This window comes from Micromonospora arborensis (assembly GCF_003205615.1).
Lineage (GTDB): Bacteria > Actinomycetota > Actinomycetes > Mycobacteriales > Micromonosporaceae > Micromonospora > Micromonospora arborensis.
Genome location: NZ_PYBV01000011.1, coordinates 231,798 through 245,361 on the forward strand (window position 1 = coordinate 231,798; position 13,564 = coordinate 245,361).

The 13,564-nt window shown below is 71.8% G+C and carries 12 protein-coding genes; 2 read left to right on the top strand and 10 right to left on the bottom strand.

Features of this window, described 5'->3' with window-relative positions:
- Positions 1-90: 90 nt before the first annotated feature.
- Entirely contained in the window at positions 91-540 is a 450-nt protein-coding gene (locus C7C45_RS09080; protein WP_110563162.1) for a hypothetical protein, read from the bottom strand.
- A 248-nt stretch (positions 541-788) separates the two neighbouring features.
- Here C7C45_RS09080 and C7C45_RS09085 point away from each other — a divergent pair, with 248 nt between their 5' ends.
- Positions 789-1,205 (top strand): helix-turn-helix domain-containing protein, encoded by a 417-nt coding sequence (locus tag C7C45_RS09085; RefSeq protein ID WP_110563163.1) that lies wholly within the window; start codon positions 789-791, stop codon positions 1,203-1,205.
- A 10-nt stretch (positions 1,206-1,215) separates the two neighbouring features.
- Here the strand turns inward: C7C45_RS09085 and C7C45_RS09090 are convergent, their stop codons facing one another.
- The 3 genes from C7C45_RS09090 to C7C45_RS35505 all read right to left on the bottom strand — a co-directional run bounded on the left by C7C45_RS09090 (position 1,216) and on the right by C7C45_RS35505 (position 6,549).
- Positions 1,216-2,268, bottom strand: coding sequence for a hypothetical protein (locus tag C7C45_RS09090; RefSeq protein WP_244200299.1), 1,053 nt, complete (start codon positions 2,266-2,268; stop codon positions 1,216-1,218).
- 285 nt (positions 2,269-2,553) lie between these two features.
- A complete protein-coding gene (locus C7C45_RS09095) occupies positions 2,554-4,674 on the bottom strand; it encodes a RecQ family ATP-dependent DNA helicase (protein WP_110563164.1) in 2,121 nt (706 codons plus the stop codon).
- A gap of 39 nt (positions 4,675-4,713) precedes the next feature.
- Entirely contained in the window at positions 4,714-6,549 is a 1,836-nt protein-coding gene (locus C7C45_RS35505; protein ID WP_110563165.1) for an AfsR/SARP family transcriptional regulator, read from the bottom strand.
- Between the two features lie 143 nt (positions 6,550-6,692).
- Between C7C45_RS35505 and C7C45_RS09105 the strand changes: the two genes are divergently transcribed.
- Positions 6,693-7,514, top strand: a complete 822-nt coding sequence (locus C7C45_RS09105; protein ID WP_110563166.1) for a hypothetical protein — start codon at positions 6,693-6,695, stop codon at positions 7,512-7,514.
- 111 nt (positions 7,515-7,625) lie between these two features.
- On the opposite strand, the gene C7C45_RS09110 is transcribed toward C7C45_RS09105, so the two are convergent.
- The 6 genes from C7C45_RS09110 to C7C45_RS09135 all read right to left on the bottom strand — a co-directional run bounded on the left by C7C45_RS09110 (position 7,626) and on the right by C7C45_RS09135 (position 13,308).
- Positions 7,626-8,372, bottom strand: a complete 747-nt coding sequence (locus C7C45_RS09110; RefSeq protein WP_110563167.1) for an SDR family NAD(P)-dependent oxidoreductase — start codon at positions 8,370-8,372, stop codon at positions 7,626-7,628.
- A gap of 110 nt (positions 8,373-8,482) precedes the next feature.
- Positions 8,483-9,589: a branched-chain amino acid ABC transporter permease gene (locus C7C45_RS09115; protein WP_110563168.1), complete on the bottom strand. Its 1,107-nt coding sequence runs from the start codon at positions 9,587-9,589 to the stop codon at positions 8,483-8,485.
- Positions 9,586-10,476 carry a branched-chain amino acid ABC transporter permease gene (locus tag C7C45_RS09120; RefSeq protein ID WP_110563169.1) on the bottom strand — a complete coding sequence of 297 codons (891 nt, stop codon included), beginning with the start codon at positions 10,474-10,476 and terminating at the stop codon, positions 9,586-9,588. Before C7C45_RS09120 ends, C7C45_RS09115 begins: the two co-directional genes overlap by 4 nt.
- Complete coding sequence (locus C7C45_RS09125) at positions 10,476-11,246, bottom strand: ABC transporter ATP-binding protein (protein ID WP_110563170.1); 771 nt, start codon at positions 11,244-11,246, stop codon at positions 10,476-10,478. The genes C7C45_RS09120 and C7C45_RS09125 overlap by 1 nt, the downstream gene beginning before the upstream one ends.
- A 115-nt stretch (positions 11,247-11,361) precedes the next feature.
- On the bottom strand, positions 11,362-12,105 hold the full coding sequence (locus C7C45_RS09130) for an ABC transporter ATP-binding protein (RefSeq protein ID WP_110563171.1): 744 nt from the start codon (positions 12,103-12,105) through the stop codon (positions 11,362-11,364).
- Between the two features lie 3 nt (positions 12,106-12,108).
- Positions 12,109-13,308, bottom strand: a complete 1,200-nt coding sequence (locus tag C7C45_RS09135) for a substrate-binding domain-containing protein (RefSeq protein WP_110563172.1) — start codon at positions 13,306-13,308, stop codon at positions 12,109-12,111.
- Between the last annotated feature and the right edge of the window lie 256 nt (positions 13,309-13,564).

A 13,564-nucleotide genomic window follows, 5' to 3' on the forward strand; every position in this document is an offset into this window, starting at 1 on the left:
ATTCATACCTCTGAGGCATACCACTCAACAGCACATCGACATGGCAGGCAGCCAAAGCGGATGGCGAGCGTCCTTCGCTGCGGGCGACGGTTAGCGACGCCTCTCGCCGCGATCCCGGCCACTGTTGCGCTCACCGGCGCCACCGTCGAGGACCGTCACCCGGTCGCCACCGCTGCGCTGGCTCGCCCACTCGGTGTCGCCCGGAACGGTCGGGAAGGGCACCACCTTGCCCGTGCTCTCGGCGTTGCCGGCGGCGGTGAAGGCGTTCCAGGAGATGTCGACAAGCAACTTCTTCATCTCCGCGTGCCGGATGGCGGCGTTGCGCTGCAGCGCCATCCGGGCGCCCAGCACCACGCCCAGCAGCGTGGTGGTGATGGCGCCGGTGGCTGCGAGCACCTGGAGACCGGTCGCCGAGTCGGTGCGGAGCACCAGGACCAGCAACCAGATCCAGAACGCGGCAGCGAAGACGCCGGCCTTGGCGACGAAGAAGAGGCTGACCGCACCGGGCTGGTACGGCTGGGGACGGCTCGTTTCGGCCATGGTGCTCCTCGGCGGTGGCGGTCGAACACGGCAGGCGAACGAACGCCATGCCGGGGCGGGCACCGAGCTTAGTAGAAAAGCGATCGTGATCGCTCGATGCCAACCCTGGTCGGCATACATACTGGCGGGTGCTAAGTCCCGCCCACGGGACAGTTTGTGCGATCAGTCAGTTGTTTCCAGCCTCGGGGGTACTACCCTCGGAAGACGCATCGTCCCAGTGCTCGGCAGGGAGGAACAGACACACAGGGATGGGATCCGCCGACCTTTCACCGCAGATGGCCTTCGCCCGCTTCGTTCGGCGTGCCATCGACGACGCTCGCGACGAACGTGGCTGGACCGTGACCGATCTCGCCGCGCACACGGGCGTGGGCCGCTCCACCGTGTTTCGCTGGCTGGCCGGTGACTGGCAGGACTATCCCGAGTTGGCCAAGGTGCGCGGCTTCTGCGCCGCACTGGACCTGCCGGTCGCTGCCGCGTTCCGCGCGCTCGGGCTGCCCGACGCCGGCCCCACGCCCCGCCGACGCCACGACGACGGCCCGGTCGAGGCGGACGTCCGCGCCATCCTGGATCGGCTGGCCGACCCGACGGTCCCCGCCGAGGAGAAGCACCACATCCGCGATCTGCTCCGCTACCTGGCCCGCCGCCCCATCCGCCGCGCCGGCTGAGCCGACCGGCTCAGGGGACGACGAGGGTGAATTCGGCGGTGTGGACGTCGGCCCCCACCTGGAAGTCGAGGTAGAGGCGGTAGCGGCCGGGGCCCGGGGTGGTCAGCCAGAACTTGACCCGGCCGTCGACCAGCTCCGGCTCCGGATGCACGTGCAGGTAGCCGAGGTCGCCTTCGCGTAACGCCACCAGGTGCCCGTACGCCCCGAGGTAGCGCTCCAGCGGGGCGGCACCGCCGGCGCCGTCGACCCGGAAGGTCAGCGGCACGGTCGCTCCGGCCTGCGGGGTGCCCTGATAGGCAACGGTGAATCCGTCCACGGTCGTCGAGGTGGCCGGATCGGGCAGCGGGCGGGGCTGGTAGCCGCCCGGCGCGACCAGGTCCGTGCCGAGGGTCACCGCGGTCTGCGCGCCGTTGTCGGCGACGACGGTGAAGTCGGCGTACGCGCGCCAGACGCCGGGCTGCGCGAGGGTCAACGGCACCGACCAGGTGCCGTCCGCCGCCATGGTCGGGTGCAGGTGCTGGTAGCCGGTCAGGTCCCGACGGACGACGATGAGGTGCATCGGTTTGTCGTGCACGATCGCGAATCGGGTGACCGGCCGGCGTTGCACGTCGCGCACCTGGAAGCGGAGTTGACCGGGGCGACCGGCCGCGAACTCGGTGCCCAGGGGGGCCAGGGTGAACCCGGCCGAGCTGACCGCCAGACCGCCCGGCTCGGTCGGCGTGCCCTGATCGGTGCCCGTGGCGGTGCCGTGGTTGTGCGGCCCGGTGCCCGGTGGGTCGCTGTGCTCGGCTGCCGATGACGGGCCGCCCGTGGCGGCACCGTCGGTGTTCGACCGGCCGAGGCCGAAACCGAGCAGGACCGCCAGCACCAGCCCGCCGACCACCAGCGCCAGCCGGAGGGTGCTCCGGTCCGGCCCGGCGGAGACCTCCGGCCCGGCGGAGACCTCTTCCGGCACCGCCAGCGCCTCAGCCGGCACCGTGGCAGGGACCTCGTCCGGCACTGCCAGCGCGGTGGAGACCTGGTCAGACACCACCGGCGCGGCGGCGGAGTGCTGGTCGGTCATGCCGCCCACGGTACCGCTGCGGCGGGTCCGTCCAAGCCGACGCCCGGACGGCGTGGCGCCCGTCGCATTCGGCGGCGCCCGGGAACTTTCCCGCCCGACCGGCCAAGGCCGGAGTCACAGGGGCGAGCAGCAGGGCCGCCCGGCCCCGGCCACCGCGAGCGAGGGCGAGTCAGCCGGCCACCACGAGCGGCAGCGAGTCAACCGGCCACCGCAAGCGGCAGCGAGTCAACCCGGCCGCCCACGAGCGGCAGCGAGTCAACCCGGCCGCCCACGAGCGGCAGCGAGTCAACCGGCGACCGCGAGGGCGAGTGGGAGCACGTCGGGTGCGCCGGCCCGGCGTAGTGCCCGGGCCACCAGCGTCATCGTCCAGCCCGAGTCGATCAGGTCGTCGACGAGCAGCACCGGGCCGTCCAGTGCAGCCACGGCGTCGGCCAGGTCGGCTGACACGGTGAAGGTGTCGTGCAGTGCGCGTACCCGTTGGGCGCTGTTGCCGCGCGGCCCGCCGGGGCCGCCCAAGCCGGTCGGGGTGACCTCGCCGAGAATCGGCAGCCGGCCCACGGCGGCGATCCGCTCGGCGAGCGACCCGACCAGCCGGGGCCGCCGCCGGGAGCCGACCGCGACCACCGCCACCGGCCGGCGCGGCCACGGGTCGTCACCGTGCGCCCAGGCCTTCAGCACCTCCACCACCGCGCCGGCGACGTCGTCGGGCACCGGTGCGTCCGGCGCCTCCGGGCCGACGAGGTCACGCAGCCGACCACCCCAGCCCAGGTCCGAGAGGCGTCCGACGGCCCGGCCCGGCAGGGCCTGCTCCGCGGGGGCGATCCGGCCCTTGAGGGGTACGCCCACCGCGTCGAGCCCGGTCGGCCAGAGCTTCTTCGGCGCGATCTCCACGCCGGGTCGGCCCAGGAAGGTCTGCGCGGCGGCGAGCGCGGCCGTCGACACGTCGCCGGAGAAGAGTGGGTCGGCGCACCTGTCGCACCGGCCGCAGTCGGTAGCCCCGGTGTCGTCCAGGCGTTCCCGTAGATACCGCATCCGGCAGTCGGACGTGGTCGCGTACTCCCGCATGGCCTGTTGCTCGACGGTGCGTGCCTCGGCGACGCGCCGCAACCGGGCCTCGTCATAGACCCAGGGCTCGCCGGTGGCGAGCCAACCACCGCGCACCCGGCGGACCGCGCCGTCCACGTCGAGCACCTTGAGCATCAGCTCCAGCCGGGCCCGGCGCAGGTCGACCAGGGGTTCGAGGGCCTGGGTGCTGAGCGGGCGGTCGGTGTGCAGGGCGGCCAGCACGGCACGCACCTGTTGCTCCGGCGGGAACGCCAACGAGGCGAAGTAGCGCCAGATCGCGGCGTCCTCCGCGCCGGGCAGCAGCAGCACCTCCGCGTGCTCGACCGCGCGGCCGGCGCGGCCGACCTGCTGGTAGTAGGCGATCGGCGAGGGCGGCGCGCCGAGGTGAACGACGAAGCCCAGGTCGGGCTTGTCGAAGCCCATGCCGAGCGCGCTGGTGGCAACCAACGCCTTGATCTTGTTGTCGAGCAGGTCCTGCTCGGCGGCCCGCCGGTCGGCGTCCTCGACCTGACCGGTGTACGAGGCCACCGGGTAGCCCCGGGAGCGCAGGAACTCGGCCGTCTCCCCCGCCGCGGCCACGGTCAGCGTGTAGACGATGCCCGAGCCGGGCAGCTGGTCCAGGTGGTCGGCGAGCCAGGCCAGCCGGTGCGCCGGACTGGGCAGGTCGAGCACGCCGAGGCGCAGCGACTCGCGGTCCAGGGTGCCGCGCAGGACGAGGGCGTCACCCAACTGCTCCGCGACGTCCTGGGTGACCCGGGCGTTGGCGGTGGCGGTGGTCGCCAGCACCGGCGTGCGCTCGGGCAGCTCGGCGAGGAACGTCCGCAGCCGCCGGTAGTCCGGCCGGAAGTCGTGCCCCCAGTCGGAGACGCAGTGCGCCTCGTCGACCACCAGCAGCCCGGTGGTCGCGGCCAGCTTCGGCAGCACACCGTCGCGGAAGTCCGGGTTGTTGAGCCGCTCCGGGCTGATCAGCAACACGTCCACCGCACCGGTCTGGATCTCGGCGGTGATCTCGTCCCACTCGTCGAGGTTCGCGGAGTTGATCGTGCGAGCCCGGATGCCGGCCCGCGCAGCCGCCTCGACCTGGTTACGCATCAGCGCAAGCAGCGGCGACACGATGACGGTCGGGCCGTGCTCGCCGTGCTCGCGCAGCAGTGCGGTGGCCACGAAGTAGACGGCCGACTTGCCCCAACCGGTGCGCTGCACGCAGAGCACCCTCCGCCGGTCGACGACCAGCGCCTCGATGGCCCGCCACTGATCCTCCCGCAGCCGGGCGTGATCGCCGGCCAGCCGGCGCAGCACCGCCTCGGCCCGCTCCCGTACCGCTGCTCGATCGTGGCTCATCCGGCATTTCTACCAGCCCTCGCCGGTGAACCCCCACGATCAGCGGTGCTCGGCTGGCCCCGTCTCCACGACGGCGGGGCGGGCGGCAGGCGGGGAGGGCGGCGGCAGGAAGAGCAGGACGCCGCGGAGCGCATCGATGACCGCGAGCGGCAGCGCGCAGCGCGCGGCCAACTCCTCCATCGACGCGTACGGGCCGCGTACCCACCGGTCCATCGCCACCTGCCGACGTTGCGCATCGGTGAGCTCGGGCAGTGTGGCGAGCACCTGGTCGGGTACGGCGTTGACGTCGATGAGCCCGCCGTCGTCGAAGGCGCGGGCCAGGTCCGGTCGGCCGATCGCAAACTCGTAACGCGCCGAGGGGTAGCGGTGCAGCAGGTTCCGCGCCTGCTGGCGGCGTACCCGGCGCTCTTCTTCGCGCGCCTGGGCCACGAGCCGCCGCCCGGTGAGGCGCCCCCAGACCCATCGGTTGAGCAGGACCACGTGCGCGGCGCCCACCAGCCAGCAGAGACTGAGCACGCCGAGCCAGAGGAACGCCTCGGCCGCCGAGTCCTCCGCCTCGAGGTCGTCGGTGGCCATCATGGTGACCAGCACCGTCGCGGTGACGAGATAGCCGAGGGCCGCAAGGCCGAGCCGTCCACTGCGCCGCCGCACCGCGTACGCCAGTATCACCAGCCAGGTCATCGTGCCGAACGACAGCAGTGGCAGGAGGGTGCCGGCGACGGTGGCCGTGGTGCTCACCCACGTCGGCAGGGGGTACTGCTCCCGGCGCGGCTGCTGGACCTCGAACGACGAGGGAGGGACGGCGGGCAGACCGGCCAGTGCGGGGTACCGCGGCGAGGGGAGATCCGCGTACGGCGGGACGGCTGCCTGGAACGGTGGGGGCGACGCGTGCAGCGGTGGGACGGCTGCCTGAACCGGCGCGGGCGACGCCTGGACCGGTGCGGGCGGTGCGGGCGGTGCGACGGGGGGCGGCAGGATCGGGTTGGAGGGCGGGGCGGGCGGCGCTGAGCCGGCGGACGGATGCGCCGGCACCGGGGGCACGGTGCTCTCCGCCGGCCGCGCGGTGGGAACCGAAGCGGGCCACCCCGATTCCGGGACGCCCACGGTGAGGGTCGGGTCGGCGCGCAGGATCCGCCCGTGCAACTCACGGAGCGCCTCGCCGGGCCCGATGCCGTACTCCTCCCGGAGCAGACTGTCGATATCCCGGTACGCGGCCAACGCCTCGGCCTGCCGTCCGCTGCGGTACAGCGCCAGCATGTACTGGTGGCGCAGCCGCTCCCGGACCGGGAACTCGGCCACCAACTCGACCAGCTCGCCGACCAGCTCGCGGTGCCGCCCGCTGTCCAGTTTCAGCTCCGCGCGGGTCTCCAGGGCGACGGCCCGCAGCTCCACCAGGCGGTGCCGGGCGGCCTCGAACACTCCCCCGGAGAAGCCGGTGAACGGCTCTCCACGCCACAGGTCCAGCGCGGCGGTCAGCTCGGCCAGCGCCTGCTCCGTATGTCCGGACGCGTGCCGCCGCCGGGCGGCCTGGACGCCCCGATCGAAACGGACCGCGTCCACCGCCTGAGGATCCACCCGCAGCAGGTAGCCGGCGTCGGTCAGGCTGAGCACCTGCCCCGGCGTACGCGGCGACCGGTCCGGCTCCAGCACCCGGCGCAGCCCGGCGACGTACTTCTGCACCACGTTGGGGCCGTTCGCCGGAGGGTCGTCCGGCCAGACCGCCTCGACGATCTGCCCGGTGGCCACCGGCCGACCCGTGGAGAGCAGCAGCACCGCCAACACCGCACGTTGTTTGCCGGGACCGAGGTCGATCTCACGGTCGGCGTACCAGGCCCGCTGAGGCCCGAGGATCTCGAAACGCAGCGTTCCTGACATGCGAATTTCCGCTCCTGACACCCCCGACGAGCGCCGGACGGCAGTGCCCGGCAGCCGGACGGCAGCATATCGGCAGCCGCACCGCCGTGCCCGCCCACAGCATGGTCATCGGCACAAGCCACGCAGCGAGAAAGAGAAATGTGATGACACAGGCAACGGGCAGCGCGAGCACCATCCGTCGGACGGTCGGCGCGGTCGCCGCCATGCTGGCCACGACCACCTTGCTCGGTGGGTGCGGGCCCAAGAGCGAACCGGCCTCGGCACCGCAGAGTGGCCCGAGCGCCAGCCCGACCGTCGACCCGAAGCAGGCGCTCCTCGACGCCGTCCCGGACGGTACCGAGGGGACGTTCCAGTTCAGTGGCAAGGACGCCGCCAACACGCACAGCGGACGGGTCGACCCGGCTTCGAAGGCGATCGAGATCAACACCACTGGCGTGCCGGGCTCCGACGGCATCACCACGAAGATGTCGTTCCTGCTGATTGGCGAGGAGGTCTGGATCAAGGCGAAGTTCAGCGGCAAGCCGGGCCTGCCGAAGTTCCCCGACAAGTGGATGAAGCTGGACCGCACGAAGCTGGCCGACAGCAACGCCATCCCGGCCTACGACGGTGCGGACCAGGGCAACGCCGGCCCGCTCATCGAGGCGGCCACCTCCGTCAAGGAGCAGAGCCCCGGGCAGTACGCCGGGGTCATCGACATGAGCGCTGGTAACGCCGCCGAAGTGCTGGAGGAGGGCGAGGCGGCGGCGCTCGGTGAAGCCGCCAAGACGGTGCCGTTCACCGCGGTCGTCGACGCGGACAAGCACCTGACCTCGCTCACGCTGAAGATCCCGGCCGCCGGCAAGGCGAAGGCGTACGACTACGTCGTCAACTACGCCAAATACGGCACCGCGCCGAAGATCGACGTGCCGACCGGCGCTGCCGCGACGAGCGCGCCGAAGATGGCGTACGAGATGTTGAACGGCTGACCCACGACGCAGGAGGGCGGTGGCCACACGGGGGGCCGCCGCCCTTCAGCCGTTCACGGGCGCGTGCGTGCGTTCACGGCCTCGTCCGTCCGTTTACGGCCTCGTGCCTGCTCAGCGGCCGAGGACCGAGCCCCCGTTGACACCGAGGACCTGGCCGGTGACGTAACCGGCAGCCGGGCTGGCGAGGTAGCGGACGGCCTCGGCGATGTCGTCCGGCAGCCCCGCCCGCCCGACCAGGGTCGCCGCCACCCGCTTCGCGTGCCCCTCGGCGGTCATCCGGTCGCCGAAGAACTCGGTTTCCGCGACATAGCCGGGGCTCACCACGTTGACCGTGATCTGTTCCGGCCCAAGCTGCGCGGCCAGGTCGTACGCCCAGCCGTGCAGGGCGGCCTTCGCCGCCGAGTACGCCCCACCGCCGCCGCGTTGGGCGGCGATCGAGCTGACCAGGATCACCCGGCCGCCCGGGCGGCGCAGGGCGGGCCGCAGCGCTTCGGTGAGCAGCACGGCGGTGAGCACGTTGGCGTCCAGGTTGGCCCGCCAGTGCGCGGCGATCCCGGCCGGCGTGCCGGTGTCTCCGCCCAGATAGCCACCGGCGTTGTTGACCACCACGTCGACCGTCCGGCCGCCGAGCACCGCGAGTACGCGGTCAAGCTGGTTCGGGTCGGTCAGGTCGGCGGTGACCGCGGTGACGGCGTCGGCCCGACCGCAGTCGAAGGAGATGCGTGCGGCGGCATCCGTCAACACGTCCCCCCGCCGTCCGACGATCAGGACGTCGTACCCGTCCGAAGCCAGCACTCCCGCGACAGCCGCACCAATCCCGGTCCCGCCCCCACTGACAACCGCAACCCGTGAGTCCATCTCCCAACCTCCCCCACCCGGAACCCCATCGATCATGAAGTTAGCGACATCCAGCATGGCGTGTCGCGGCAATAACCTCATGATCGACGGGGATCAGGGGGTCCGGGGAGTCAGCGGGGGGTGTTTTGGGGTTTCAGGGCTCGGGTTAGGTGGGTCAGGCGGGGGGCTAGGCTGGTTAGGCCTCCTGGGAAGAAGTAGACGGCCAGGATGAAGACCGTGCCCAGGACGAACAGCGGCTGGCTCAGCGGATGGCTCAGGACGGCCGGCAGGTTGTCGACCGCGTCGCTCGTGCCGAAGGCGGTGAGCCGGTGGTCCAGGTACATGTAGAGGACACCGCCGAGCACCGGCCCCCACCGGGTGCCTGGCCCACCGAGCACCACCATGACCAGCAGCGACAGGGTCAGCTCGGACGAGGTGATGTGCGGTGACGCGCCGCCGACGATCAGGACGTAGACCACCCCGCCCGTCGACGCCAGCCCGCCGGCCAGGGTGAACGCCACCAGCTTGTAGCGATAGGGGTCCAACCCGAGGACACCGATCCGCCGCTCGTCGTCACGCAGCCCGGCGAGCACCCGGCCGGTCGGTGACCCGCTCACCCGGTGCACCACGAAGACCACAAGCGTCAGGTACGCCAGCGCCAGCCAGTACAGGTTGACCGTGTTCGTCACCCCCACCAGCCCGGCGGGCAACCCGGACACGTCCAGTGGCAGGCCCTCCTCGCCACCGGTGAGCCCGCCGAAGTCGCGTGCGACCAGGATCGCCCCCACCTGCGCAAACGCCAGCGTGACCATGGCGAAGGCGATACCCACGGTACGCAGCGCCACCGCACCGAGCAGCGCGGCGAGGATCGTGCCACCGGTGATGGTCAGCAGCGCCGCCTGCCACAGCGGGAGGCCGGCCCGGGTGATGAGGATGTCGGTGCCGTACACGCCGGCCGCGAAGTAGAGCGCGTGCCCGAAGGAGAGCATGCCGGTCCGGCCGAAGAGCAGGTCGTACCCGGCGGCCAGCCCACCGAAGATCAGGCAGATGGCGAGCAGTTGCAGGGTGCCGGGCGAGTTGACCGGCCCCTCGAAGATCCCCGGCAGGGAGATCGTCGAGTACGGCAGGATCGCGAGGACGACCAGCGCGACCAGCGGCAGGAACGGGCGCACCCGGTGCGCAAGGCCTGGTCGCGGCGCGGCGGGTGCCGGTGCCGGGGTTACGTCGAGGAGCGTCATGCCGTTGCCACCTTTCCGGCGATGCCCTGCGGACGCAGCAGCAGCACCACGGCGAGCAGGCCGACCACACAGATGTCGCCCAGCCCGGACGTGCCGTAGTAGTTGACGAACTGCTGCACCAGCCCGACCACGACCGCCGCGTACGCGGAGCCGACCACCGAGCCCATCCCGCCGATCACCACCACGATGAACGCGAAGATCAGCAGTGAGCTGCCCTGGCCGGGCGAGACAGTGCCGAAGTAGACCCCTCCGAGCGCACCGGCGAGCGCGGCGGCCGCCCCACCGATCGCGAAGACGAGCGTGAACGCCTTGCGTACGTCGATGCCGAGCGCGGTCACCATCTCCCGGTTCTCCACCCCGGCCCGGATCACCAGGCCGTACCGGGTCCAGCGCAGGAACGCCAGGATCGCGCCGAGCACCAGCACCGCCGCGATGATCAGCAGCAGGCCGCCGTTGGGCACCTGCGCGCCGAGGATCCCGGTCACCTGCCGGGTCCAGTCCGGGCGCGGGAACGGCCGGGCGTCCGCACCCCAGGTGGCCTGCAGAAGCGCCACCCCGGCCAGGGACAGACCGACGGTGACCAGCACCTGCTCGATCGTGCGGGAGTAGAGCGGGCGGATCAGCACCAACTCGACCAGGATCGCCACCAACGTGCCGGCGGCCACCCCGAAGGCGACCGCGAACACGAAGCCAAACCCGTCGGGCCCGGCACCCGGCAGGTTGCCCGCCGCCCACCAGGTGCCGTACGCCCCCACGCCGAGGAACAGCCCGTGCGCGAAGTTGAGCACGTCGGCCAGGCCGAAGACCAGCGACAGACCGGAGGCGACCAGGAAGTACAGCGCCGCCAGGCCGAGCCCGGTCAACGCCAACAGGATCACGGTGCCCATCAGTGCGCGTCCTTCCCGGCCACCGGAGCGCGGTTCGCCCCGGCCGGACGGTGTGCCTCGCCGGTGCCCACGCCGAGCAGCGACTTGGTCAGCGCCGTTTCCAGCAGCAACTCGCGGGCGTCGCCGGTCCAGGCCACCCTGCCTGCGGCCAGCACGACCGCATCGCGGGCCAGCCGGCGTACCACCGCCAGGTTCTGCTCCACGAGCAGCACCGGCACCGACTCCGCGACCCGTTCCAGCACCTCGGCCACCTCGGTCACCACCTTCGGCGCCAACCCCTTGGTCGGCTCGTCGACCAGCAACAGCCGGTTGTCGTTGAGCAGCACCCGCCCGATCGCGAGCATCTGCTGCTGCCCGCCGGAGAGCGAACCGGCCCGTTGCCGTCCGCGCCGGTCCAGCTCCGGGAAGAGCGCGAAAACCCTGTCGTACGCCGGGCTGGTGCCGCGCCGCTCGGCGAGCCGCAGGTTCTCGGCGACGGTGAGGCCGGCGAACACGCACCGGTCCTCCGGCACGTAGCCGAGCCCACCGCGGACCAGCCGGTGCGTGGGTCGAGCCAGCAGGCTCTGCGCGCCCATCCGGATGGTGCCGCGGACCTCCCCGGCGGGCGGGGTGAGGCCGACGATCGCGCGCAACGTGGTGGTCTTGCCGACGCCGTTGCGGCCGAGCAGGACGGTCACGCCGGTCGGTGCGACCGTGAAGGACACCCCCTGGAGGATGTGCAGCCCGGAGATCCGGACCGACAGGTCCTCCACAGTGAGAACTGGTTCCATCAGGCCCGCCTCCGTTCGCGACTGCGGGGCTCGCAAACCCGGCTCACTCCTCGCGCTCACAGAGCCGCCTCCGTTCGCGACTGCGGGGCTCGCAAACCCGGCTCACTCCTCGCGCTCACAGCGACTCCCCCAGGTAGGCCTCTTGCACGGTGGGGTTGGCCATCACCGTCTCCGGGGTGTCGCAGGCCAGCAGCGCGCCGTGGTGCATGACGGCGATCCGGTCGGCCAGTTCGAGGATGACGTCCATGTGGTGCTCCACCATCAGCACCGCCCGGCCGCTGTCACCGGTCAACGACTTGATGACGGCCACCAGTTCGGGCACGTCTTCCGCGCTGACCCCGGCCATCGGCTCGTCCAGCAGCATCACCCGCGGTTCACCGGCGAGCAGCAGGGCGATCTCCAACTTGCGCTTCTCGCCGTGGGCCAGGGTGCCGGCCAGTGCCGTACCCCGGTGGGCGAGACCGACCCGGTCGAGCGCCGCGTCGGCGGCGACGGCGACCTCCCGGTCGGCCGCCGCCCGCCGCCACAGTGCCATCGAGCCCCCGCGGTGCGCCTGCACGGCGAGCCGGACGTTCTCCCGCACGCTGAGCGAGCCGAAGACCGAGGACGCCTGAAAGGTACGGCCCAACCCGAGGCGGGCCCGCCGGTGCGGCGGAAGCTCCCCGATGTCCTGCCCGTCCAGGGTGATCCGACCCTCCGTGGCCCGGCGCAGGCCAGTGATCAGGTTGAACAGTGAGGTCTTGCCGGCGCCGTTCGGCCCGATCACGCCGAGGAACTCCCCGGGCGCGAGATCGAGGTAGACGCCGTCGACGATGGCGACCTCACCGATCCGCCAGGTCAGACCGCGGGTGGCGAGCACGGGTCAGCCCTTCATGGCCACGGCCGGCGGCGCGGTCTCGGCACCGGTGAGGCTCTTCTGCGCGGTCGCCGTGAACGCGGTGCCGCTGCCGGTCAGCTTGGCCTGGAACATCGGCTGGAGCAGCGCGTGGTCGGCGGCGCGGATGGTCATCTTGCCCTTGACCCCGTCGAAGCTCCACCCCTCCAGGGCGGTGACCATCTTGTCGACGTCGTCCCCACCCTCCTGCACCGCGCGGACCACCATCTGGGCGGCGGCGAAGCCGTCCGGGTGGAACAGGTCGATGGTGCTGACCTTGGCCTTCAGCGCCTTGCTGGCCTCGGTGTCGCTGGCGCCGTCGAAGTAGTGCGACAGGAAGGAGATCTTCGTGCCGGCGGCGCCGAAGGTCGGCCAGGAGGAGCGGATGTCCAGTCCGGTGACGACAGTGGTGGACGAGAGCACGCCCTGCTGGTCGAGGCTCTGCCACATGGCGGGGGCGGTGGTGCCAGCCCAGGCCACGAAGAGCAGGTCCGGCTTGGCCGCCTTGATCTGGCTGGCGAACGGGGTGAACTCGGTGGCGCTGGCCGGTGCCCGGACACTGCTCACGGTGGCACCCGCGCCGCCGATGACGGTCTTGACGGCCGCCTCGTTGGCGTCGCCGAACGCGCCGTCCTGGGCGAACACCACGACCTTCTTACCGGCCGGGTCGCCGATGAAAGACTTGGCGGTGACCACGTCCTGATAGGACTGCCGACCGGAACGGAACGTGTACTTGTTCGCGCCGGTCACCGCGTCGGTGGCGGCCGGGCCGGAGATGAACAGCACCTTGTTCTGCGCCGCGATCGGCGCGACCTGCAGCGCCACACCGGAGGCTGTGGAGCCGGCAATGATCTTCGTGCCCTTGCCGATCAGGTCCTTCGCAGCGGATACCGCCTTGGCCGGGTCGCCCGCGTCGTCGACCTCGGTCAGCTCGACCTTGCGGTCGCCGACCTTGCCGGTGCCCTTGGTGGCAAAGTCGAGCCCCGCCTTGAACCCCTCGATGTACTGCTTTCCGTAGCTGGCCAGGGCTCCCGACTGGGAATACACCAGGCCGACCTTGACCGGCGCGGCACTGTCGCCGCCGCCGGTGGCGGTGTCCTGTGGGCTGCCACAGGCCGTGGCGGCCAACGCCGCGGCCATCATCGTGGCGGCGGAGAGGAACACCCGCCGCGTCGTCCGGACCGTCATTGCGACTCCACATGAGGACTCGGAGGGAGAGAACTTCTTCGTGTCGGCTCACGCTAGAAGTGACATCACCCACGAGCTATGTGGCGGAAACACACAAGTAACAGGTATGAGGTGGCCCGGGGTTACAACGGGCCGCACGGCCACTCGAACACCCGCTCTCCCGGTAGCCCGAACCCCCACGGACCACGCGACCCCTGTGTCGGGCCGCGCCATCCCACCACCCCACCCCCGCCGCGCCACACCGCCGGGCCGACCC